Here is a 21,893-nt window from a genome sequence, read left to right as displayed (position 1 = left end):
GATCGATAAGGAGAAGCGCATGTTGCCTGATGAAACAGATGGCCTGGCCGATCCTGGCCGCAGGGAAGTAATCGCCGGCGGGGCGGCATTGGGAGCGGGCGTCGTCCTGGGGACTGCAAGCCTTCCTGTCGCAGCCGGAACAGTCCTCAAGAGCCCGCCGACCACACCCTTCCTGGTGCCACTCCCGGTGTATATGCCGAAAGCCCAGGCGGCGGCGCTGATGCCGCCCGCTACCCGTTTGCCGAGTGGCCAGGAAGCCGGCCGCGCCGCGCATCAGAGGAGCACTGACTTCGTCCCGAAAAAATTTTACGAACTGCGGGTCAAACCGCTGCAGCATTCCTTCCACCCCGAACTGCCGACCCAGACGGTGTGGGGCTATGACGGCATGCTGCCCGGCCCGACTATCGTGGCGCGCTACCATGAGCCGATCGTGGTGCGCATTTTCAACGAGCTGCCGGCCAACCACGTCGGTTACGGCATGCCGGAAATCTCGACGCATCTGCATAATGCCCACTGCGGTTCTGAAAGCGACGGTTTTCCCGGCGACTACTACAGCCTGTCCAAGGCCGGCCCGACCCTGACCGCGCCCGGCAAATACAAGGACCACCTGTATCCGAACGTGTATGCCGGAGTCGACCAGTACCCGGCAACCCGGGGCGACCCGCGCGAAGCCCTGGGCACCTTGTGGTACCACGACCACCGGCTCGATTTCACTGCGCAAAACGTCTACAGGGGCCTGGCCGGGTTTTATTTGCTGTTCGACGAGCTCGACTCGGGCAATGAGAACGACTCGAATCCAAAGGCGCTGCGCCTGCCGAGCGGGGTCGGCAAGTACGACATCCCGCTCGCCATCCAGGACCGCCAGTTCGACTCGGGCGGCTATGTCGCCTTCGACCAGTTCGATAACGACGGCCTGCTGGGCGACAAGACCTGCGTCAACGGCAAGGTCCAGCCATACTTCAAGGTCGAGCGCCGCAAATACCGCTTTCGGCTGCTCAATGCGAGCCTGGCCCGCTTCTACGAGTTCTACCTGGTGCACGGCAGCCTCGACCAGGCGTTTACGTATATCGCGAACGACGGCAACCTGCTGCCCAAGCCGCTCACCATGAGCAAGATCCGGATCGCGCCGGCGGAACGTGCCGACCTCGTGATCGATTTTGCGGCTTACCCGTTCGGCAGCAAGCTGTATCTGGTCAACAAGCTCGAACAGCTCGAGGGCCGCGAACCGACCGGGCGCCTGCTGGCGGCCGGCAGCCAGGTGCTGCGCTTCGACATCGACGACGAGCCGCCCCTGCCCGACGCCAGCCGCGTGCCGGCCATGCTGCGCGAGCTGCCACCGATTAACCTGGCGGAAGTGGTGCGCACCCGCGAGTGGCGCTTCGACCGCATCAACGGCGCCTGGACCGTCAACGGCAAGCTGTTCGACATCGACCAGCCGGCCGCCACCGTGAAAAAGGGCAGCGCCGAAATCTGGGTGCTGCGCGGCAGCGGCGAATGGCATCATCCGGTACACATGCACCTCGAGGAATTTCGCATCCTGTCGCGCAACGGTGTGCCGCCGCCACCGCATGAACAGGGCCGCAAGGATGTGGCCGTGGTGCGGCACGAGGAAGTGGTGCGCATCTTCGTGCGCTTTCGCGACTATGTCGGCAAGTACGTCATGCACTGCCATAACCTCACCCACGAAGACCATGCCATGATGCTGCGCTTCGACATCGTGGCCTGATCCCCTCGCACGTAAAAAAGCCGTTTCCGGCGGTACCGGAAACGGCAAGCCCACCACCATAAATCTATAGCTGGCGCCCGGCGCGGCGTATGCCCGTGGTCACCGGCTCCATCAGGTATTCCAGCGGCGTCTGCTTGGTGCCTTCGATGTAGACCTCGGCCGGCATCCCCGCCAGCAGCTTCAGGTCTCCGGCCGCTTTCACCGACGCGGCATCGGCGGCGATCAGCACATTGAAATAGGGCTGCCCGGTGCCCTTGTCCACCAGCCGGTCGGCCGAAATATAAGTGACCTTGCCGTGCACGGCACTGTTACGGTAGCGCAGCGCGCTGAACTTGATGCGCGCGAGCTGGTCCAGGTAGACGTTGTTAATCTCCTCGGGGCGGATGCGGGCTTCGAGCATCAAACCGGCGTCCTCCGGCACGATCTCGGCGATCGGATCGCCCGGGCGCACCACCGCGCCGGGCGAGGTGAACTTCAGGTCGATGATGGCGCCGGCGGCTGGCGCCGTGACGATCTGGCGGCTGGCTGCGTCCTGGGTCTTGCGCATCTCCTGCTCGACTTCCGACAGGCGCGCGCCGGCCTGGCGCAACCCATCGGTGGCGGCCTGCACATATTCGTTTTGCAGCGCGCGGATTTTCAGGTCGATGTCGGCAGTGCGCCCGCCGACCCGCGCCAGTTCCGAGCGGCGCTCTTCCAGCTTGGCGGCGTAGTCGGACACCAATGCTTCCTGCTGCGACACGCGCGCCGCCGAAATGAAGCTGTCGCGCTGCAGGCCCTGGTTCATGGCGAGGTCCTTGCGCTGCAGGCCGAGCGAGTGCTCGAGCTGCCCGATCTGCGCCTGCAAGGCCAGCGCTTCCTCCTCGATGCGCTGGCGCTGGGTGCGCAGCAGCGCCACCTCGCTCCCCAGCGACTGGCGGCGCGTCTCGAACAGCGCGCGCTCCTTGTCCATGGCCTGGCGCACGCGCGCGTCCTGCGCTCCGGCCGCCAGCAGCTCCGGCGGGAATTGCATGCCGGCCGCGCGCACCTGCTCGCTCTCGAGACGGGCGATGCCGGCCCGCTCGGCCATCGCGCGAAAGGCCAGGCGGTTGCGGTCGGCGTCGACGCCGACGTCGCCCAGTTCCAGCACCGGCTGGCCCGCCTTGACGCTCTGGCCGTCGCGCACCAGCACCGCGCGCACGATCCCGCCCTCCAAGTGCTGCACCGGGCGCCGGTTCAGGTCGACCTTCACATAAGCCGGCGCCACCACTGCCATCGACAGCGGCGCCAGCGCCAGCCAGGCGGCGATCGGCGCCACCGCCCCGGCCACGATGCACAGGCCGATCCGGGACAGGCGCCGGCCCTGGTCGGCGCAGGAAGTCGCTTCTTTGACCGATTCGTTGATCGATTCCTTGATCGAGACGTTCATGTTCGCTCCTTCTGCATTCAGGCGGATTCGACGGCGCGCAGGGCGCCTGGCTGGGCCTGGCGCCGCATTTCCTTCATGACGTCGGCGGCGGGACCGAAGCGTTTCACGCGGCCCGCTTCCAGCACCAGGATCCTGTCGACATGGGCGATCAGCGAGGGCCGGTGGGTGATGATGACCGTCGTGACACCGTCCTCGTGCAAGCCGTTGACGGCCTGCGCCAGCGCCACCTCGCCCACGCCGTCGAGGTTCGAGTTCGGCTCGTCCAGCACCACCAGGCGCGGGTTGCCGTACAGGGCGCGCGCCAGGGCGATGCGCTGGCGCTGGCCGGGCGACAGGCGCAGGCCGTGTTCGCCCACCTGCGTGTCGTAGCCCTGCGGCAGGGACAGGATCATCTCGTGGGCGTTGGCGCGCACGGCCGCCGCCACCACCGCATCCGAACTCACCTGTCCCAGGCGCGCGATGTTTTCGGCCACCGTGGCGTCGAACAGCTCGACGTCCTGCGGCACGTAGCCGATATGGGGCCCCAGGTCGGACCGCGCCCAGGTGGCGAGGTCGGCGCCGTCCAGGCGCACGCTGCCGGTCGAGGGCGCCCAGATGCCTACCAGCAGGCGCGCCAGCGTCGACTTGCCTGCCGCGCTGGGTCCCAGGATCGCCAGCGACTCGCCGGCCGCCAGGCCGAAAGCGACGTGGAACAGGATCGGCTGGTTCGAGCCCGGCGCCCGGTAGGACAGGTTGTCGACCTCAAACCGGCCCTGCGGGCAGGGCAGCGCCAGCTGGGCGGCGCGCTCCTCGACGCCAGCCGATAGCTGCGCCAGGCGGCGGTAGGCGGCGCGCCCATCAGCCAGCATGCGCCAGCTGCCGACCAGCTGCTCGACCGGCTGCAGCGCGCGCCCGAGCAGGACGGTGGTGGCGATCATGACCCCGGCCGAGGCCTGCTCGGTCAGCACCAGCCAGGCGCCCAGCGCCAGCAGCGCGACCTGGATCGCCTGGCGCAGGCAGCGCGTCAGCGCGCCGAACAGCGTGCTGCTGCGCCCGGCGCTCAGCGACAGCGCGGCGGTCTCGTCCTGGAGGGCGCGCCATCTCGCCAGCAGCGCGCCGGTCATGCCAAGCGCCTGCAGCACCTCGGCGTTGCGCAGCGAGCTTTCGACATAGCGCCCGGCGCGCCGGCCGCTGCCCTGCAAGCCTTCCAGCGCGCGCCGGCTGAGGCGGTCGTTGAGCCAGGCCAGGGCCAGCATCAGCAGCAGCGCCAGCGCCGCGCCAACGCCCAGCAGCGGGTGGAAGAACCAGATCACGAGCAGGTAGATGGGCGCCCAGGGCGCATCGAACAGGGCGGTCAGGCCGTTCGAGGCGAACACGTTCCGCAGCGAGGCGACATCGCGGATACCCTCGACGCCGCCGGCCTGCGGGCTGCGCGCGGCCCGCTCGACCAGCGTCGCCACCACCTGCGGCGCCAGGCGCTCGTCGACCAGGGTGCCGAGCACCGCCTGCAGGCGCTGGCGCACATAGTCGAGCAGCAGCATGACCAGCAGCGCCACCGCGGTACCGGCCAGCAGCACCACCAGCGTCTCCCGGCTGTAGGTGGTCAGCACCCGGTCGAACACCTGCAGCATGAACAGCGCCGGGGCCAGGCACAGCAGGTTGATACACAGGGAAAACAGCCCCATGGTGCCCAGCAGCGGGCGCAGCTCGCTCCACAAGTTCTTCATGGCCTTCTCCTCAGGCGAACAGGCCCGGATCGTTGCTCGTCTGCGCAGTCTCGGCCGGCGCCGTCCCGGCCAGCACGAAGTCGGCCGTGGTCAGCTGCGCCAGTTCGCCCACCCCCTGCAGCACGAAGCTGCTGCTGCCGTCGACCACCACCCGCAGGTTGGCGCCGAGATCCGTGATTTGCACCCGCGCCGCGAAATTGCCTTCGTTGATTCCGAGTCCGGACAGGTCGAGCAGGTCCTGGCCGCCGGCCGCATCGGCGTCGAAGCCGATGATGTTGTCGGCCCCGAAGCCGCTTGCGCCGAACACGAAAATGTCGTTGCCGGCCCCGCCGTTGAGGGTGTCGTTGCCGGCGCCCCCGTTCAGGGTATCGGCGCCATCGAGCCCGTTCAGCGTGTCGTTGCCAGCGCCGCCCGTCAGCACGTTGGCCAGTGCGTTGCCGGTGCCGGTGAAGTTGCCGGTACCGGTGAAGGTCAGGTTCTCGACGTTGTTCCACAGCGTGTACGAGAGCGCCGTCGACAGCACCTGGTCCGTACCCGCCCCTGCCGCTTCGATGGTCGCGTCGCCGCTGGTGTTGACCAGGTAAGTGTCGTTACCCAGGCCGCCGGTCATGGTGTCGGAACCACCCTGGCCATCGAGCGTATCGTTGCCGGCGCCGCCGTACAGGCCGTTCGACAGCGCATTCCCGGTGCCATTGAAATTGCCGGTGCCGGTGAAGCTCAGGTTTTCGATGTTGGCCGACAGGATGTAGGCGTTGCCGCTGCTGCGCACCTCGTCCAGGCCGCCCCCGACCGCCCCCTCGACGACCACGTCGGCCGCGGTGTCGACCATGTAGATGTCGTTGCCTGCGCCGCCGGTCATGATGTCGGCGCCACCGAGCCCGTTCAGGGTGTCGTTGCCGGCGCCGCCGTTGATCACATTGGCCAGCGCATTGCCGGTGCCGATGAAATTGCCGGTGCCCGTAAAATTCAGGTTCTCGACGTTGGCCGCCAGCGTGTAGACCCGCGCGCTCGACTGCACCGTGTCCAGGCCCGCGCCGGCCGCCTCGATGACGGTGTCGCCGGTAACGTCGGCGTGGTAGGTATCGTCGCCCAGGCCGCCGGTCAGGGTATCGGCGCCGCCCAGGCCGTTGAGGGTGTCGTTGCCGGCGCCGCCGGTCAGGATGTTGGCGGCGGCATTGCCGACACCGATGAAATTGCCGCTGCCCATAAAGCGCAGGTGCTCGACGTTGTCCTGCAGCGCATAGGCCAGCGCAGTGCTGCGCACCTCGTCGACGCCGGCGCCCACCGCCTCGACGACGACTTCGGCGCTGTTGTCGACGGTGTAGATGTCGTTGCCGGCGCCGCCGACGAGGGTATCGATGCCGCCGAAACCGTTCAGGAAATCGTTGCCGGCGCCGCCCTCGATGGTGTTGGCCAATGCATTCCCGAGGCCGACGAAATTGCCGGTGCCGGTGAAGCGCAGGTGGTCGACGTTGGCGCCGAGCGTATAGCTGGCCGCCGCGGCCTGGACCAGGTCTATCCCGGCGCCCTCGGCCTCGACCACCACGTCGGCCGTGGCGTCGACCGTATAGATGTCGTCGCCCAGCCCGCCGGCCAGGGTGTCGATCCCGGCGCCGCCGTCGAGCACGTCGCCCTGGGCGCCGCCGGTGATGGTGTTGGCCAGGGCGTTGCCGTTACCGACGAACATGCCGGTGCCGGTGAAGGTGAGGTTTTCGACATTGTCGAACAGCGTGTAGTTCTGCAGGCTGGTGCGCACCGAGTCGGTGCCCTGCCCGGCCAGCTCGTTGACCGCATCGAGCGCCTCGTCGACGATATAGGTATCGTTGCCCAGGCCCCCCGTCATGACGTCGACCCCGGTGCCGCCGTCGAGGGTGTCGGCGCCGCTGCCGCCGGTGATCTCGTTGCTGCGCTCGTTGCCGGTGCCGGTAAAGGCGGCGCTGCCGGTGTAGACCAGGTTTTGCAGGTAGTCGCCCAGCGTATAGCTGGCGAGCGAGGTGCGTACGCTGTCGACGCCTTCGTTGGCCAGCTCGGTGACGATGTCGCCCAGGTTGTCGACCACGAAGGTATCGTCGCCCTGGCCGCCGATCATGGTGTCGGCGCCGAGGCCGCCGTCGATCAGGTCGTCGCCCTCGCCGCCTTCGACCGTGTCGTCGCCGAGACCGCCGCGCAGGGTGTCGTCGCCGGCGTCGCCCAGCAGGTGGTCGTTGCCGCCCTGGCCGTCGAGGCTGTCGTCGCCAACGCCCCCGGTGAGGCTGTTGGCGCCGGCATTGCCGGTGCCGGTAAAGGCGCCGAAGCCGACATACACCATGTTTTCGACTTCGGCGCCGAGCGTGAAGCTGTCGGCGCTGGCTTGCACCAGGTCGATGCCGCCACCGGCCGCCTCGATCACGCTGTCGCCGCTGTCGAAGACCAGGTAGGTGTCGTCGCCGCCGTTGCCCACCATCCGGTCGTTGCCGTCGCCGCCGACCAGCAGGTCGTTGCCGGCGCCGCCGCTGATGATGTTGTCGAGCTCGTTGCCGATGCCGACGAAATTGCCGCTGCCGGTAAAGGCCAGGTTTTCCAGTTCGGCGCCGAGCACATAGCTCTCGATCGCGGTGCGGATGGTGTCGATGCCGCCGCCGGCCTCCTCGACGATGCTGCCGAATTCGTCGGTGATGAGATAGGTATCGTTGCCGGCGCCGCCTACCAGCAAATCCGCCCCGAGGCCGCCGTCGAGCAGGTCGTTGCCGTCCCCGCCGCGCAGTTCGTCGTTCCAGGCGGTGCCGACCAGGGTATTGTCGCCCGCGTCTCCGGTCATCAGGTCGCCGATGCGCTGGGTCGGCGTCGACACGATGGCGCGCGGTGCGCCGAACTGGTCGTTGAAGGTGGCGATCACGCGCAGCTGGGTGCCGACCTCCGATTGGCCGGGCACGAAGCTGGCGCCCACCGCCCCGGCAATGTTGACGAAGCCGGTTCCGCTGCTGCGCTGCCACTGGAAGGAGACGGCGTCGGCCGGCACGCCACTGAAGGCGACGATGGTGCCGGGCGAGGCGATCAGCACCTGGCCCTCGGTCGGCGTGGTGTCGTCGATGGTCGGCACGCCGGTCAGGTTGACGATTTCGCCGTCGGCGAACTGCAGCTGCTCGACGTTGCGCAGGCGGTCGGTGCCGTCGACCTCGCGCGCGCCGCCGGTGAGGGCGATACCGCGCACGTGGTCGACGGTCCAGGTGCCGTCGAGATTGCGGGTGACGTCGTAACTGGACCGCACGTCCCGGTACTGGGCCGTATCGACGTCACCCTGCGCGGCCGAGTTGGTGATGATCTCGCGCACGATGCGCAGCTGGCCCGGATTGATGGTCCCGGCCAGCATCTCGGCCTTGATCTCGTTCATGCTGTCGACGCTGCGGATCTCGAGGTTCGGGTTGAGCCGGTCGCGCACGCTGATGCGCACGTTGAGCCAGGCATCGCCGTCGATCAGGTCGTTGCCGGCCTTGCCCATGATGGTGTCGCTGCCCGCACCGCCGATCAGGATGTCGGCGCCGCCCGACGGGTCGAACACCACCGCTTCCGGGTCGAGCGCCGGGGCCTGGCCGAGCAGGGCCTGCAGGCCGTTGATCAGGCCGACGTTCTTTTGCAGCAGGGCGCTGCTGAGGTCGGGCGGGCCGTCCTCGACTTCGTCGCCGGCCAGGTCGATCTGTCCGGTCGGGTTGTTGGTGCCGATCAGCGTGTCGTCCAGGCGCCAGCCCGACAGGCCCTCGACCAGGTCGAAACGGTCGCGCAGGATGAACTGCTCCTGCTGGCCGAACAGGGGAATGCCGAGGTCGGAATTGGCGGCCACCGGGTCGCCCTTGTGGATCGCCCAGTCGAAGCCTTCCATCCCGTTGCTGCGCTGGATGCCGGGGCCCTGCACCATGATGTCGTCGCCGGATTCACCGTCGTAGTCGCTGTCGTTGCCCTGGCCGTTGAGGACGTCGTGACCGATGACGTCGCTGTTGAAGAAGAGCTCGGAGTTGTCGCCGGAGACGTTGTCGAAGCCTTCGCCGCCCTCGAGCCAGTCGCTGCCCTCGTTGCCCATCAGGACGTCGCTGCCGTTGCCGCCCAGGAGGAAGTCATCCCCGCGGCCGGCGAAGATTTCGGTGAAATCGGGGCCGGCGATGAAGAAGTCCTGGCCGCCGCCGCCGAACACGATGTCGTTGCCGGCGCCATTGCTGATGACGTCATTGCCTTCGTCGCCGAACAGGAAGTCGGCGGCGCCGGCCGGGGTGCCGTGGTCGGTGATGATGTCGTCGCCGTCGCCGCCATGCACCTTGTCGGCCTCGTCGCCGCCGTCGAGGCGGTCGTTGCCGCCGTCGCCCCACAGCGTGTCCATGCCGCGCCCGCCCTTGAGGGTATCGTTGCCGGCGCTGCCGCCCAGTACCACGTGGTCCGGGCCGTCGTAGGCATAAATCAGGCTGCCGCCATTGCCGTCGGCGCCGGGCGCGACCCGCGTCACCAGTGGGCTGATCAGGTCGAGGATGGCGTTGCCGCGGGTGGGGTCGGCATTCCCGTTCGCACCGAGCCCGGTCTGCTGGTTTTGCTGGTTCATTTCCAGCACATAGCTGGCCGAGGTGAACAGCATCCCCGGCAGGTGGGTATGGTTGCCATCGGCGCCGAGGTCGCTGTTGCGCATGGCCAGCGCCGAGAACGAATTGGCTTCCAGCTCGTTGAGCATGTTCAGGCCCTGGGTGCGGCTCAGGTAATAGAAGCGGTCGCCGTTCTGCAGGTTTTCCATCTGCGCTTCGAACACGAAATTAAAAGTCGGCCCCAGCATGCCGCCGAATTCGAGCTTCGCTTCGGCCAGGCCGCCGATCCAGAAATCGATGTCGTCCAGGCCCGAATTGGCCGCGTTCCAGGCGCCGCGGCTGGTCAGGAAATCGAGCCGGTCGGCCGGGGCCTGGATGATGCCGTCGCCCAGGTCGATATCGCCCATCACCATCACGGTGGCGGCCTGGCGCTTGCCGGCCAGGGTAGTTTCGCTGGTGATGCTGTCGTGCAGGCCGTAGGCGGCGATGAAGTTAATGATCGACATCGGGTTTTTCAGGTGCGGCGCCAGGTCGGTCCAGCTGGTGTAGGGCTCGAGCTGGGAGTCGCCGGTCATTTCGTAGAACACCGCGCGCGCTTCGTTGAAGGTGGGCGCGCCGGTTTCCCGTGCGCGCGCCATGTTCAGCGTGGCCAGGTCGAGCGGCAGGCCGACCAGGTTGTTGCGCAGCGCCTCGGTGACGAATTCGTCGATCTCGTTGCCGACCTGGCGCGACATGCCGCGCACGATCGCGCCGATCGCCTCCGCATGGCTGGTGGCGCCGTCCTGGTTGAATTCGACCGGATTCAGGAAGGCCTGGATCAGGCCGATGTCGCTGCTGACCAGGTTCTCGTCCAGCCGCGCCACTTCCTCGGTCAGCATCGAATGGCCGAAGCGGTACACCACGTTGGCGAATTCCTCGAAGATCGAGGGATCGATGTCGGGCGAATGCGAAAAGACGAAGGGGTCGACGCTAGGCTGCACGGCGCGCGCGAATTCCTCGAACACCAGGTGCTGGTATTCCATCTCGTTGGCGAAGCGCCCGGCCTGGAACAGGCGTTCGCCGTTCCATTCCAGCGCGGCGATGCCGGCAGCCGTGGTCGGGATGGCGTCGACATTCACCCTCAGCCACTCGTTGAGGACGGCGACGTCGCCGCTGGCCAGCAGGGTCTCCTTGTATTGATCGACCAGGCGGTCGTGTTCGGCGTGGAAGATGGCGTGGATCGAGGTCAGGCCGATGTTCTCGTTGCCGCGCCCGTCGCCGGTGATGAAGTGGCGGTCCAGCAGTTCGTTGTCGTAGGTGCCGGCCGGCTGCGGCATGAACATCGGGTTGTTCGCCGTGATCGGCTGGGTCGGATCGAAATCGGGGTTCGGCACGCTGCCGGTGGTGCTGTCGGCATCGGCGACCAGGTCGATCTGGGGCGTGCCCGGATTGCGGTCGTGGTCCCAGGTGCCGGGCGCGGCGCTGTGCGCGATGTCGTCGAGGAAGGCGTGGCCGGTGCGCAGCGTGTTGGGCGGCAGCAGCACGCCAAGCCCGCCGTTGGCGCTGGGGTCGCCCTCGACCAGGCCGGACGCGGTGACGATCTGCACGAAGCCGTTCGGGCCGCGCAGGAAAGCGCCGTAGCGGTCGGTCGCCAGCAGCGGCACGTCGAACACGTCCTTGTCGACCAGCTGGATGCCGAGCATCTGCGCGGCCTGGGCTTTCACTTCGCCCCAGTTGCCGATGCCGTGCGCGCCGCCGAGCAGGTGGCCGGTCGACACCGGCCTGCCGTCGGCCATCTCGTATTCGCGCAGGAAGACCTGGTGCGAGGGATGCGAGGTATAGGTCTGGTTCTGGTCGATGAAGGGCGTGGTGGTGTTGATGTGGCCGTGGAGGTCGTCGTCCTCGGTGTCCATCACGCCATCCGGGCCGGGCGCGCGCACATTCATGGCGCGCGAGAGCACCATGAAATTGGTGCTGCTGCCCTCGACATACAGCGGGTCGTCCGGTTTCAGGGGCACGAATACGGTGCCGCCGCCCTTGGTCAGCAGGTCCAGGCCATGGTCGAAGAACTGGCCGAACAGCGCCATCATGCCGTTGAACGGCGCCGACAGACCGATGTCGGGCGACAGGTTGGGGATGAACAGGCTGCCGTTCTGCGACACATCGATCGCATCCTGGCCGGGATAGGTGCTGAGCGCCGCGCGGTCCTCGGCCGCCTGCTGCGCCGCCGGATTGTTGGCCGTCTGGTCGACGATCAGGTTGCTGATGGTGCGCGGGCGCGAGTCGAACACCATGTTGCCGAGGGCGGTCTGGGCATAACTGCTGCCGGCGCTGCCGGGGTCGCCCGGAAAGAAGAAATTCACGGGCCGCCCCTCGGCATCGACGTACACGCCGTCCACCAGGCGCGGCATGATGTTGTCGGCCGCTCCCACGTTCTGCATGCCCGGCAGCAGATTGTTCCAGCTGCCATCGACCGTGCGCAGGCCAAACGGCAGCAGCGGGCTGCCCACCAGGTCCGGCAAGCCTTCGATCGCGCCCGTATCGGGATTGGTGCTCAGCTCCGCAATCTTGATCTGCCTGAGGATGAAGGCGAGATCGTCCAGGTTGACCGTGAAATTGTATTGCGCCATGATTGCTCTCTCCAGATGATCGGCTCGGTCGGCGGCGTCGTGCGCCGTTTAGCCGGACAGGCAGCACCGTCCGGCTCTCGAGACCAGCTTAGGATTCGCATCTGGGCGCTGTTTGCGCATGCACCGCGGCGTTGGCGGTGTAGGAGCGACCCTACCTCAGAAGTAGGGTGGCGGGGGTGGGTGCCCGTTTAAGAAAAATCAACTAACCAAAGAGGCACTGCCATGCGCAGAATGTCGATACTAGCCGGGCTCTTGATTGCCCTGATGAACACCTCCTGCGGCGGCGGCAGCGATGGCGGCTGGCCCAGCGAACAGGACATCAACAAGTCGCTGCAAGCCACGCTGCAATCGGTCGCGGGGGACTGGCAAGGGATTTCCACCGTACCGAACGCCCTGCGCCTGGATTTCAGGCTGGTGGAGGGCGCCAATGGCCAGGTAAGCGGCAGCGGCACCATGCAGGAAGGTAGCGCGGCCGCGATTCCGATTACTGTCTCGGGCACCTTCCAGCGGCCGCTGTTGACGCTTGCCTTCGACGGCATGGTCTATGAATCGCGCCAGGTCAAGGGCAGCATCCAGGGCAGCTATACGACGGTCGGCGGAATCGCGGGACCATTGACGCTGACCGCGCCCGGCTACTCGCGCGACGTGGCGGTCCTGCTGCAGGAAAAATAGGCGGGCAGTTACCCTTCTATTCCTCGCTCAAGGGGATGTCGTTTTCATCGAGCATGGTTAGCGCCCTGTCGTAGCCACGCTCGGCGGCGCGGCGCAGCCAGAAAATGCCCTGCTCTTCATCCTGCGCGACGCCATCCCCGTCGATCAGGAGATTGGCGTACACGTACTGGGCGGCGGCCTCCCCGGCCTCCGCGGCGCCAAGGATATAAGCGACCGCCTTGTGCGCATCGCGCCGCACTGCCTTACCTTCGAGATAGGCGGCGCACAGCATGATGCTCGCTTTGTGATTCCCGTTGTTGTGGGCGCGGCGTAGCCAGAAAAGACCCTGGGGGACATCCGGCTCCATGAAGTGCCCATGGAGCAGCGAGATGCCGAACACCAGTTGCGCGGTGGGGCTGCCCAGCACCGCATAATGGCGCATCAGTTCCTGCGGTTCGTTCCCGGTTGCGACGATCGCCTTCTTGAGATACTCGGCATCGAGTTCGCCGCAATGCCGATCGATCAGGTCCGAGGCCAGCGCCAGCGCGCCTTCCTCGTCGAGGCTACGAAGCTGTTCGCGGATACTGAAAAACGTGTCGTTCGCGCTGTCGCTCATGCTTTTTTCCAGATTCAAGGCTGTCGGCCAGGCGCCGAGTGCGAGTTCAGCCAACGTCAGCCGCCCCTTTTTTCACCTGCTCAGCTCATAAAAAGTATCGCCAATGATCGCCAGGACGAGGTAGAACGCGAAGACAGCGGATCGGATCATGAATTTTCCTTCCCGGCTGCCTTCCTTGGCGAGTTTGGAATAGTATTCCCACCCATTCCCGGGCTCGTAGTGTTTGCGATGCTTGCGGTCGATGATCCGGTTGGGAATTCCCAGGACAATCCCGACCACCGGCACGATGATGTCAACGGGGAGCATGTGGCAGCTGACCCTTGACCACCGCTCCGGCCTGGATCACGACCGCCGGCGCCTCCAGCAAGCGAACGTCGATCGTCGGGTCGCCCTGCACGGCAACCATGTCGGCGAAGCGGCCTGGCTCGATCACGCCGACGTCCTTGCGCGCCAGCGCTTCGGACGCATTGATGGTGGCGCTCTGGATGGCCTGCAAGGGCGTCATGCCGTACTTGACCATGACCGCGAACTGCTTGCCGTTGTTCCCGTGGGGATGCACGCCGGCGTCGGTGCCGTACACCATCTTGGCGCCGGCGGCGTGGGCGCGCCGGAAGTTCTGGCGCTGCACCTCGGTCACTTCGCGGTCTTTTCTGAGGTTATCTTCCAGCACGCCGTTCTTCTTGCCGTTTTCGGCGGTGTAGTCGCCGTTATAGATGTCCATCGACAGCCAGGCCCCATGCTTTTTTGCCAGTGCGATGCCTTCATCGTCGATCAGGCTGGCATGCTCGATCGTGTTGACGCCGGCGCGGATGGCCTCCTTGATGCCGGCGGCGCCATGTGCGTGCGCCGCCACCTGCATGCCCCACTGGCTGGCTTCCTCGACCGCGGCGCGCAGCTCGGCGAAATTCATCTGCTGCTGGCCCGGCTCGGTATTGCGCGAGAAGACGCCGCCGGTGGCGCACACCTTGATGACCTGGGCGCCGTATTTGCGCAGCGCGCGTACCGACTTGCGCACCTCGTCCGGGCCGTCGGCGTTGTACGGTCCCTTCTCTTCCATCGACGGCGGAAAATAGGTGCTGTCGCAGTGGCTGCCGGTCGGCCCGAAGGACCACGCCGCGGGGATGATGCGTGGCCCCCGGACCTTGCCGGCGGCGATGGCCTGGCTCAGTCCCACGTCGTTCCAGTCGGACGAGCCGACGTTGCGCACCGTCGTGAAACCGGCGTCCAGGGTGCGGCCGGCATGGACCACGCTCAGCGCCGACCAGAAACGGTCGTTGTATTCCAGGTAGGTGTAGCCGCCATAGGTCGGATCGGAATCGAGGTGGACGTGCATGTCGATTAGGCCGGGCACGAGGGTCATTCCCGGAAGGGCGATGCGCGTCGTGCCGGCATCGAGGGCGGGCCCGGGCGTGCCGCTACTCCGCCTGACGCTGACCACCTTGCCGTCACGTACCAGGATCTCGGGCTGTTCGATCATCCGTCCGCCCCGTACGTCCAATAAACGGTCGGCGCTGATGATGACATCGGCGGCCTGCGCTGCCGGCCAGGGCAATACGGCTGCGCAGAAGACCGCCGCGACGGCCAGAGTGTTCGTACGATTCAAAAATCACCTCTTGTGTAAAAAATCTAGCGCCGTTCGCGCCACCACAGCGCCAGCATCGCCAGTGCAAACAAGACCGCGAAGGGCCACGCCGGGAACATGCGCTCCGACGGCGGCGCCAAAACCGGCGTGCGCGCCGCATAGCGGGCGGTGGCCTCGCGTTTTTCAAGCGCCTGCCACAGCGGCCAGTCGCCCGCCGCATACACGTACACCTGGCCGACCACCGGCTTGGCGCCTTGCGTCTGCATGCGCAGCCAGCCGGCCTGCTTCGGCCACACGGCGGTGCAGGACGCATCGACGCGGTCCGGACGGCGCTGCCAGGCCAGGGTCTGGCCGAGGTCAGGGAAAGTCACCTTGCCGCGCACGCCCAGCGCGCACACTTCCAGGCGCTGGCCCGGCAGCGGCATCTCGACCGGGTCCAGCCAGCTCACTTCTTCCAGCCGTTCGATGCCGAGCGTATCCAGCACGCCCTGCCACCACAGCGCCAGTGCGCGCGGCTCGGCGATCGCCTGGCGGTGCCAGTCGGCGGCGCCCAGCCAGCCGATGCGGCCCTTGCCCCACTGGCGCGCCCAGACCGCCGATTCGGATCCGGTCCAGGCGCCGGCACTGCGCGTGGCGGGATTCAGGGGGGCGGCCGGCAGCTTCAAGGGTCCGCCCGTCAGGCGGTCGGCGGCTTGCGCCTGCAGGTTCAAGGCCAGCGTGCGCGACCAGACGCCGGCATCGTTGGCATTCGCGCCGAGCACCAGTAGCGCGGCCCCCTGCCCCACCTGTTCCAGCAAGGCCGCGCGAGTCGGCGCGGCGGCGCGTTCGAACCAGGCGGCGTCGACCACCAGCAGGTCGGGCTTATCAATTTTTTCGCGCGCGGTTTCGCTGCGGGTGACGGTTTTGCCGAGCGTGACCTGCCAGTCGATGAGGGCGCGGCTGTTGGCCAGGACTTCGTTCAGCACGCGCAGGTCGAACGAAGGGGCGCTGAAGCGGCCACGCACGACCAGCGGCCGCGACTCTTCGACGAGCACCGGCACCGGCCCTTCGGCCAGCACTTTGCCCTTCTCGCCCAGCAGGCGCGCCTTCAGTTCCAGCGTTTCCGCCAGCGGCGGCAGCCAGCTGACGGCGAGCTCGCCGGCGCCGCTGGCCTCGCCCAGCACCTGGCCGTTTTCGGCCAGCAGCTGCAGGCGCGCCTGCCCCTTGCTACTGCGTTTGACCGTCAGCGTGAACATGCGGCCCAGCGGCAGCCGGCGCGGGAATATCAATTGCAGGGTCTCGCTCGTGGGCGCCGTCCACGTCAGCGGCCGCGCCGGCAGGTCTTGCCATTGCGCGGCGCGCAGGCCATCGCCGCTCAGGGTCAGCGCACGCACACCTTGCAGCGACGCGGGCGGCTTATCGGCGTCGATCGCCAGCGTGGCGCCGGCTTCGCCCGGCAGCGGCACGCCGGCGGCCAGCAGCGCCAGCGCGGCGCCGGCAATCGCCGCCAGCACGGCATCGATCCAGCGGCGCCGCCACAGGTAGAGCAGCACGCTGAGGATGCCGATGACTGCGATGGCGACAATCATTTCGCCCCTCCTTCGCGCCAGGCCCGGGTGAACGGCGTCTGCACAACCGGTTTGGCCTGCAGCAGCACCGGGGCCTGGTTGACGCCGGCACGCAGCCAGGCGCGCAGGCTCGGGCGGCAGCGCAGGCAGCCATCCGCCACGTCCTGGATCGCACGCTGGGCGCCGAGGCGCTGGTCGTCATTCGCCAGGCGCTCGCGTACCCAGTCGTGCGCGGTGCGCGTCCACAGGGCAGGCAGCGGGCCGTCGCTCGACAAGGCCGCCACCAGTTCGCGCAGCGGCAGCGGAATCGCCCCGTCGGCGCCGGACTGCTCGCGCCCATAGCTGGCTGCACCGAGCACGTCGCCCGTCATGCGGATTTCTTCCTTGATCGGCGGCGGCACGAAGGCGGTCTTGTGCAGGTAGATGCGGTCGGCCTGCTGCAGCTCCTTGATCGCGATCAGGGCCTTGTTTTCCGGCCCCAGCGCACTCCTGGGCGTGATGGCGCGCAGCGCTTTTTCGGCATCCCACATCGCCACCAGGGCGCGGCGCAGCACGGTCTTGGTTTTTTCGTCGTACAGGGTCGCGTTCTCGGCCTCGTCGTGGGCGTGGCCGTACTGGTGCAGGATGTCTTGCGTGCTGCCCGCCGCTCCCTCTTCCTCGTGATCCTCGTCGCCGCCAAACAGCGTCGATTCCTCGCCCAGGAACTGGCCGTAGCGGCGCCGCAGCGCGCCCTGGTCGGCGGCGATCGTCTCGCTGCGTTCGCGCACTGCATCGGGACTCATGCGCGTGCTACGCATGTCGGCGATCAGCTGTTCGGTGTCGATGATGATCTGGCGCTGGCTGCGCAGGCTCTGGGGTTTCACCAGCATCGGCATGGCCGAGGTTTCCTCGTCGTCTTCCGGTTCAGGCGCCGGCAGGCGCAGCGTATAGGTGGCCGACTGCACCGTGTGCGGGCGCGCCGCATTGTCGGTGGCGCGCACGAAAAAGTAGAGTTCGTCGCCCGGCTCCATGCCCAGCTCCGCCAGGGTCCAGTTCTTCGACCAGTTGCGCAGCTTCGGGTCGTTCGAGGCCGGCAGCGGCATTTCGCGGTCGGTGAACTTGATGCTCTCACCGCTGCCGCGCGCCAGCGTCAGGTGCAGGGTGGCGCGGCGCACGGCGTAATCGTCGCGCACGCTGAGCGCCATGGCAACCGTGGTGGCGCCCTCTTTCAATTCGTGGATCATCTGGAGCGGCCGCGAAATGGTCACCAGCGGCGCGGCGTCGGGCGTGACGCGGAGCAGGTAGCGCACGCCGCGCCAGCGCCAGAACAGCGATTCGGTCGCCACCAGCGCCGCGCATTTGGCGTCGACCTTGAGTATGCGGCCATCGCTCAGCTCGAGCGTGGTGCTGCCGGCCGCAGGCTTTTTGAGACACCACTCTACCCTGCCGCCTTCGGGCAGGTCGATGTTGCGCGGGCCGCCGGTAGTGCGCGCGGCGCCCGTGTAGGCTGGCGGCGTGGCCGTGACGTTCAGTTCGGCCAGCAGCGGGGCTTTCACCAGTTGCGCACCGGGCAGCGGCGCGGCGACGACACTTGCCGGCTGCTGGCCGGCGAACCAGGCCGCAGCCGCCACGGCGAAGCAGGGCAACAGCCAGAACAGGCCCGTGGCGACGCGCGGGCCTACGATCCGGCGCACGGCCTGCGCATCGAGGGTGCTGTCGATCCGCGCGAGCAGGCGCTGGCGCTGCAAACGGGCCAGCGGCGTGTGCGCCTGGCCTTCCCCCTCGGCCAGCAGACCGCTGCTGTCCTCCAGCTCGGGCACAGCGGCATCGAGCCAGCCGGCCCAGCCGCGGCGAACCTGCCGGCGCAGGCGCACCGCGTCCCAGATGCAAAAGACCAGCCATATCACCAGGCCCGGCAGCAGGCGCATTGACAGCCACGGCAGCCAGGGCAGCGTGCCCAGCACCCACAGCGGCAGGCGCCGCAGCAATGCGGCTTGCCACAGGCGCCGCGCGATATCAGCGTCGGCGTGCATGCGTGACTATCCTCTCGAGGGCAAACAGGGCGACCAGCGCCATCATCAGCATGTCGCGCAGGGCGCCGTTGGCATACATGGTGGCTGCGGCTGAGGAAGGCGCGAAGCTGGTTGCCGGCGCCGTGTACGGGACCGGCGCGTAATGCAGCGCGCGCCAGCTTTCCAGCAGGCGGCGCGCGGCGGCGGGATTGGCCGGCGGCCAGGCGTTCGAGGCCCACACCCGGCCGCGCGCGGTATCGGTGTAGCGGATGCCGTCAACGCTCTTCGCCCTGGCCAGCTTGGGGAAGGCGGCCTCGTTCGTGGTCCACCACAGCGGCGCACGCAGCGTGCCTGGGGGCGTGGTGGCCGTGTCCCAGACGATCAGTTCCGTCTTCCCGTTCGGCGCCGCCTCGACCACGACCCGCAGCGGCCCGTCGAGGGAGGCGAACATGCGGCGCCACTCGGCCGCACGCTCGCCGACGACTGCCACCCGCACCTCGGTGCGTGCAAGCGGCGCCGGCTCGGTGCGCAGCGCGAGCGGAAGGCGGAACTGCGGCCTGGCCGCCGGCATCGGGATGTCGCCCAACACCAGCAAGCGCGCGCCGGGCTCGAATTCGCGCTCGTGCGCACGCACCCAGGCCAGCGCTTCGGCGGCCGGCATCGATTCGCGCGCCGCCTCGCCGAATCCGGCCGCGTTGATCTCGCGTTCGACCCAGGCAGCGTCCGCGCCCTGCGCCACGACGACCGTATTGCCGCGCCACGGGAAGACCGGATCGGCCAGCCAGGCAATCGCGCAGGCCAGCAGCAGGCAGCGCAGGAGCAAAAGCGCTACATCGGCCCAGCGCCAGACGCGCATCTGGCGCGGCTCGGTACGCGGCAGGAAGCGCGCGCTGGCCAGCGTCTCGGCTTTCACTTGCACGCGCTTCTTGCGGTGCCACCAGACCGGCAGCAGCAGGGTCGGCAATGCCAGCCACCATAAACTCGTCATCGACGCCCTCCGTGACCGGAGCGCGGGCGCAGCCAGGCCCGTAATACCTCGCCCGGCGCCGCCTCGATACGGGCGTGCACCAGCGGCACGTCGCTGGCGCGCAGGGCGGCAGTGACAGTGCCGAAATGCGCCTCACGCTTGCGCAGATAGTCTTCGCGCAGGTCGGCGCCGAAGCGGAACACGCCCGCTTCTCCTTCCGGATCGCGGTAGGCCGGCGCGCTGTCGAAGCCGCCGGTGCATTCGGCCTCGGTCTGCAGGCAGGCGGCGCGCACGTCGTGGCGCATGGCGCGCAGGCGCACCAGCGCTTCCGACAGGGGGGACGGCCAGTCGAGAAAATCGGTGGCGGCAAAGATCAGGGAGGGCGAGGCGGTGAAACGCAGCCCGGTGCGCAGCGCTTGCGCGTCGGGCAAGCCGCCTTCGGCCACTGCCGCCGTCAAGCTTGCCAGCACGCGCTGCAACTGGCGCGGCCCGCGCGCGGCGGGCACCAGCTGCACCCGGCCGCCTGACAGCACGGCCAGGCCAAAGGCATCGCCCTGGCGCTGCGCAATGGCCGCCACGCAGGCCAGCAGCGTGCGCGCGTAGCCCAGCTTGTCGAGTCCGGGGATCGCGCGGCTCGGCTCGGCCATCGAAGCGCTGGCGTCCAGCACCAGCCATACCGCGACATGGCTGTCGCGCTCGGCCTCGCGCACATAATAACGGTCGGCGCGCGCCAGCAGCTTCCAGTCGACGCGGCGCCACTCGTCGCCCGGCGCATAGGCCCGGTACTCGGAGAACTCGACGCCGGCGCCGCGTTCGCGGCCGGCGTGGATGCCCTGCCCGAGCCCGGCCAGCACGTGGCGGATGACGAGTTCGAGTTTGGTCGTGTGCGCGATCAGCGCCGAGCTAGTTAAAACCAATTACTCGACCCGGATCTCGGCGCGGATCGCCTGCAGGATGTCGGCCATCGCCACGCCATCGGCTTCCGCTTCGAAGTTGCGCAGCACGCGATGCGCCAGCACCGGCAGCAGCATCGCCTGCAGGTCGTCGCGCGTGACGGCCAGGCGTCCGGCCATCAGCGCCCGCGCTTTCGAAGCCAGCACCAGCGCCTGGCCGGCGCGCGGTCCGGCGCCCCAGCCGACATGCTTCTTCACAGCCGCAACCGTCGTTTCCTGGGGCCGGGTGGCGCGCACCATGCGTGTTGCATAGCGCAGCAGGTGCTCGCCGATCTCGATGTCGCGCACCAGCGTCTGCAGGCGCAGCAGGCTGGCCACGTCCAGCACCGGCTCGGCCTCGCCCAGGCCCGCCTGGGTGGTTTTCGAGACCATCATGACTTCTTCGTCTTCGGTCGGGTAGCCGACGTCGATGCGCAGCAGGAAGCGATCGAGCTGCGCTTCGGGCAGCGGGTAGGTGCCGCTCTGTTCGATCGGGTTCTGCGTGGCCAGCACGAAGAAAGGACGCGGCAAGGCGTGCGTGTGGCCGGCGAAGGTGACCGAGCGCTCCTGCATCGCTTCGAGCAGCGCCGACTGGGTTTTCGGTGGCGCGCGGTTGATCTCGTCGGCCAGCAGCACCTGGGTGAACACGGGACCAGGCTGGAAGCGGAAGGAGCGCTGGCGCGTGGCAGCGTCTTCTTCCAGGATCTCGGTGCCGACGATATCGGAGGGCATCAGGTCGGGCGTGAACTGCACCCGGCGAAACTGCATGTCGGTGGCCTGCGCCAGCGATTTCACCAGCAGCGTTTTTCCGAGTCCCGGCACACCTTCGACCAGCGCGTGGCCGCCGGCCAGCAGGCAGGTCACCAGCAGATCGACCACCTCTTCCTGGCCGATGATCACGCGCGCCATGCTCGCTTTGAGCGCCCCTACTTTTGCCACCAGATCGCCGACTTCCGACTCGCTCCAGCTTACTGCTCCGTACTCTGCCACTTCAGGCTCCCAACGCATATTGAATGATGTTGACTGCAAAACGGGTATTGTCGACAGCGAGGAAACGCTTGTTGCGGAAGTCGTAATCCCACTCGCAACCGTAGTCCTTGTTCGAGTACAGCACGCGCACGCGCCCGCCAATCTCGATCGCCTTTAAATATTCGTGCACCAGGTCGTCGCCCCAGCCGTTCAGCTCCACCGAGGTGTTCGGCGGGCCGTCGAACTTGAAGAAGCTCGAATACACCGGGTGGTTGTTCGGAATCTTGCGCAGGGCCGAGGCGCCGAAGATCTTCGCCATCTCGGCTTCGAAACTCTTGGCGAACAGGCCGTCGACGTCGTGGTTGCAGTCGTCCACGAACACAAAACCGCCGCCGCGCACATAGCGCTCGAAATTCTTGCGCTCGGCGGGAGTGAACTGCACCAGCTTGTGCCCGGCCAGGTAGCAGAACGGGCTTTCCAGCAGCTTCGGGTCGGCGAGCTGCACCATCCGTTCGGCCCGGTCCACGCGCAAGGTGGTGTACTCGACGAGCGAGTTGAGCACGTTGCTGGGCATGCGGATATCGACATCCCAGTCGCCCGACTCGTACATCAGGCGCGTGAAATAAAAATCGTAACGGGCCATTTAAAAAG

The 21,893-nt window shown here is 67.5% G+C and carries 14 protein-coding genes; 2 read left to right on the top strand and 12 right to left on the bottom strand.

Going from position 1 to position 21,893, the window contains the following annotated elements:
• Positions 1–19: 19 nt before the first annotated feature.
• Entirely contained in the window at positions 20–1,726 is a 1,707-nt protein-coding gene (locus AC56KZ_RS19560) for a multicopper oxidase family protein (protein ID WP_497163855.1), read from the top strand.
• 64 nt (positions 1,727–1,790) lie between these two features.
• On the opposite strand, the gene AC56KZ_RS19555 is transcribed toward AC56KZ_RS19560, so the two are convergent.
• Genes AC56KZ_RS19555 through AC56KZ_RS19545 form a run of 3 tightly spaced genes read right to left on the bottom strand, consistent with a single transcriptional unit; the run spans position 1,791 to position 11,987 of the window.
• Entirely contained in the window at positions 1,791–3,131 is a 1,341-nt protein-coding gene (locus tag AC56KZ_RS19555) for an HlyD family type I secretion periplasmic adaptor subunit (protein ID WP_497163854.1), read from the bottom strand.
• Between the two features lie 17 nt (positions 3,132–3,148).
• Positions 3,149–4,837, bottom strand: a complete 1,689-nt coding sequence (locus AC56KZ_RS19550) for a type I secretion system permease/ATPase (RefSeq protein ID WP_497163853.1) — start codon at positions 4,835–4,837, stop codon at positions 3,149–3,151.
• 10 nt (positions 4,838–4,847) lie between these two features.
• Positions 4,848–11,987, bottom strand: coding sequence for a peroxidase family protein (locus tag AC56KZ_RS19545; RefSeq protein WP_497163852.1), 7,140 nt, complete (start codon positions 11,985–11,987; stop codon positions 4,848–4,850).
• Positions 11,988–12,251: 264 nt separating this feature from the next.
• Here AC56KZ_RS19545 and AC56KZ_RS19540 point away from each other — a divergent pair, with 264 nt between their 5' ends.
• Entirely contained in the window at positions 12,252–12,659 is a 408-nt protein-coding gene (locus tag AC56KZ_RS19540; RefSeq protein WP_497163851.1) for a hypothetical protein, read from the top strand.
• A 16-nt stretch (positions 12,660–12,675) separates the two neighbouring features.
• On the opposite strand, the gene AC56KZ_RS19535 is transcribed toward AC56KZ_RS19540, so the two are convergent.
• From AC56KZ_RS19535 to AC56KZ_RS19495, 9 genes are all read right to left on the bottom strand, one after another.
• Positions 12,676–13,254, bottom strand: coding sequence for a tetratricopeptide repeat protein (locus AC56KZ_RS19535; protein WP_497163850.1), 579 nt, complete (start codon positions 13,252–13,254; stop codon positions 12,676–12,678).
• Between the two features lie 72 nt (positions 13,255–13,326).
• Positions 13,327–13,560 (bottom strand): hypothetical protein, encoded by a 234-nt coding sequence (locus tag AC56KZ_RS19530; protein ID WP_497163849.1) that lies wholly within the window; start codon positions 13,558–13,560, stop codon positions 13,327–13,329.
• A complete protein-coding gene (locus AC56KZ_RS19525) occupies positions 13,547–14,857 on the bottom strand; it encodes a Xaa-Pro dipeptidase (protein WP_497163848.1) in 1,311 nt (436 codons plus the stop codon). Before AC56KZ_RS19525 ends, AC56KZ_RS19530 begins: the two co-directional genes overlap by 14 nt.
• Before the next feature lie 23 nt (positions 14,858–14,880).
• Positions 14,881–16,404, bottom strand: coding sequence for a hypothetical protein (locus AC56KZ_RS19520; protein WP_497163847.1), 1,524 nt, complete (start codon positions 16,402–16,404; stop codon positions 14,881–14,883).
• Positions 16,401–18,395 (bottom strand): hypothetical protein, encoded by a 1,995-nt coding sequence (locus AC56KZ_RS19515; RefSeq protein WP_497163846.1) that lies wholly within the window; start codon positions 18,393–18,395, stop codon positions 16,401–16,403. The genes AC56KZ_RS19520 and AC56KZ_RS19515 overlap by 4 nt, the downstream gene beginning before the upstream one ends.
• Positions 18,379–19,362 carry a BatA domain-containing protein gene (locus AC56KZ_RS19510; RefSeq protein ID WP_497163845.1) on the bottom strand — a complete coding sequence of 328 codons (984 nt, stop codon included), beginning with the start codon at positions 19,360–19,362 and terminating at the stop codon, positions 18,379–18,381. The genes AC56KZ_RS19515 and AC56KZ_RS19510 overlap by 17 nt, the downstream gene beginning before the upstream one ends.
• Positions 19,359–20,258: a DUF58 domain-containing protein gene (locus AC56KZ_RS19505; protein WP_497163844.1), complete on the bottom strand. Its 900-nt coding sequence runs from the start codon at positions 20,256–20,258 to the stop codon at positions 19,359–19,361. The genes AC56KZ_RS19510 and AC56KZ_RS19505 overlap by 4 nt, the downstream gene beginning before the upstream one ends.
• Entirely contained in the window at positions 20,259–21,182 is a 924-nt protein-coding gene (locus tag AC56KZ_RS19500) for an AAA family ATPase (protein WP_497163870.1), read from the bottom strand.
• Positions 21,183–21,264: 82 nt separating this feature from the next.
• Positions 21,265–21,885, bottom strand: a complete 621-nt coding sequence (locus AC56KZ_RS19495; protein WP_497163843.1) for a DUF4159 domain-containing protein — start codon at positions 21,883–21,885, stop codon at positions 21,265–21,267.
• Between the last annotated feature and the right edge of the window lie 8 nt (positions 21,886–21,893).

The organism is Telluria sp. LT2P34, assembly GCF_059685915.1.
Note: the sequence above shows the minus strand (reverse complement) of the source record. Positions and strands in the feature narration are given on the sequence as shown.

What these genes read in the sequence shown, in the direction of transcription:
- AC56KZ_RS19495 (WP_497163843.1), bottom strand. Translation starts at nt 21,885, where the DNA reads ATGGCCCGTTACGATTTTTATTTCACGCGCCTGATGTACGAGTCGGGC.
- AC56KZ_RS19530 (WP_497163849.1), bottom strand. Translation starts at nt 13,560, where the DNA reads ATGCTCCCCGTTGACATCATCGTGCCGGTGGTCGGGATTGTCCTGGGA.
- AC56KZ_RS19545 (WP_497163852.1), bottom strand. Translation starts at nt 11,987, where the DNA reads ATGGCGCAATACAATTTCACGGTCAACCTGGACGATCTCGCCTTCATC.
- AC56KZ_RS19555 (WP_497163854.1), bottom strand. Translation starts at nt 3,131, where the DNA reads ATGAACGTCTCGATCAAGGAATCGATCAACGAATCGGTCAAAGAAGCG.
- AC56KZ_RS19510 (WP_497163845.1), bottom strand. Translation starts at nt 19,362, where the DNA reads ATGACGAGTTTATGGTGGCTGGCATTGCCGACCCTGCTGCTGCCGGTC.
- AC56KZ_RS19535 (WP_497163850.1), bottom strand. Translation starts at nt 13,254, where the DNA reads ATGAGCGACAGCGCGAACGACACGTTTTTCAGTATCCGCGAACAGCTT.
- AC56KZ_RS19515 (WP_497163846.1), bottom strand. Translation starts at nt 18,395, where the DNA reads ATGCACGCCGACGCTGATATCGCGCGGCGCCTGTGGCAAGCCGCATTG.
- AC56KZ_RS19560 (WP_497163855.1), top strand. Translation starts at nt 20, where the DNA reads ATGTTGCCTGATGAAACAGATGGCCTGGCCGATCCTGGCCGCAGGGAA.
- AC56KZ_RS19550 (WP_497163853.1), bottom strand. Translation starts at nt 4,837, where the DNA reads ATGAAGAACTTGTGGAGCGAGCTGCGCCCGCTGCTGGGCACCATGGGG.
- AC56KZ_RS19520 (WP_497163847.1), bottom strand. Translation starts at nt 16,404, where the DNA reads ATGATTGTCGCCATCGCAGTCATCGGCATCCTCAGCGTGCTGCTCTAC.
- AC56KZ_RS19500 (WP_497163870.1), bottom strand. Translation starts at nt 21,182, where the DNA reads ATGGCGCGCGTGATCATCGGCCAGGAAGAGGTGGTCGATCTGCTGGTG.
- AC56KZ_RS19540 (WP_497163851.1), top strand. Translation starts at nt 12,252, where the DNA reads ATGAACACCTCCTGCGGCGGCGGCAGCGATGGCGGCTGGCCCAGCGAA.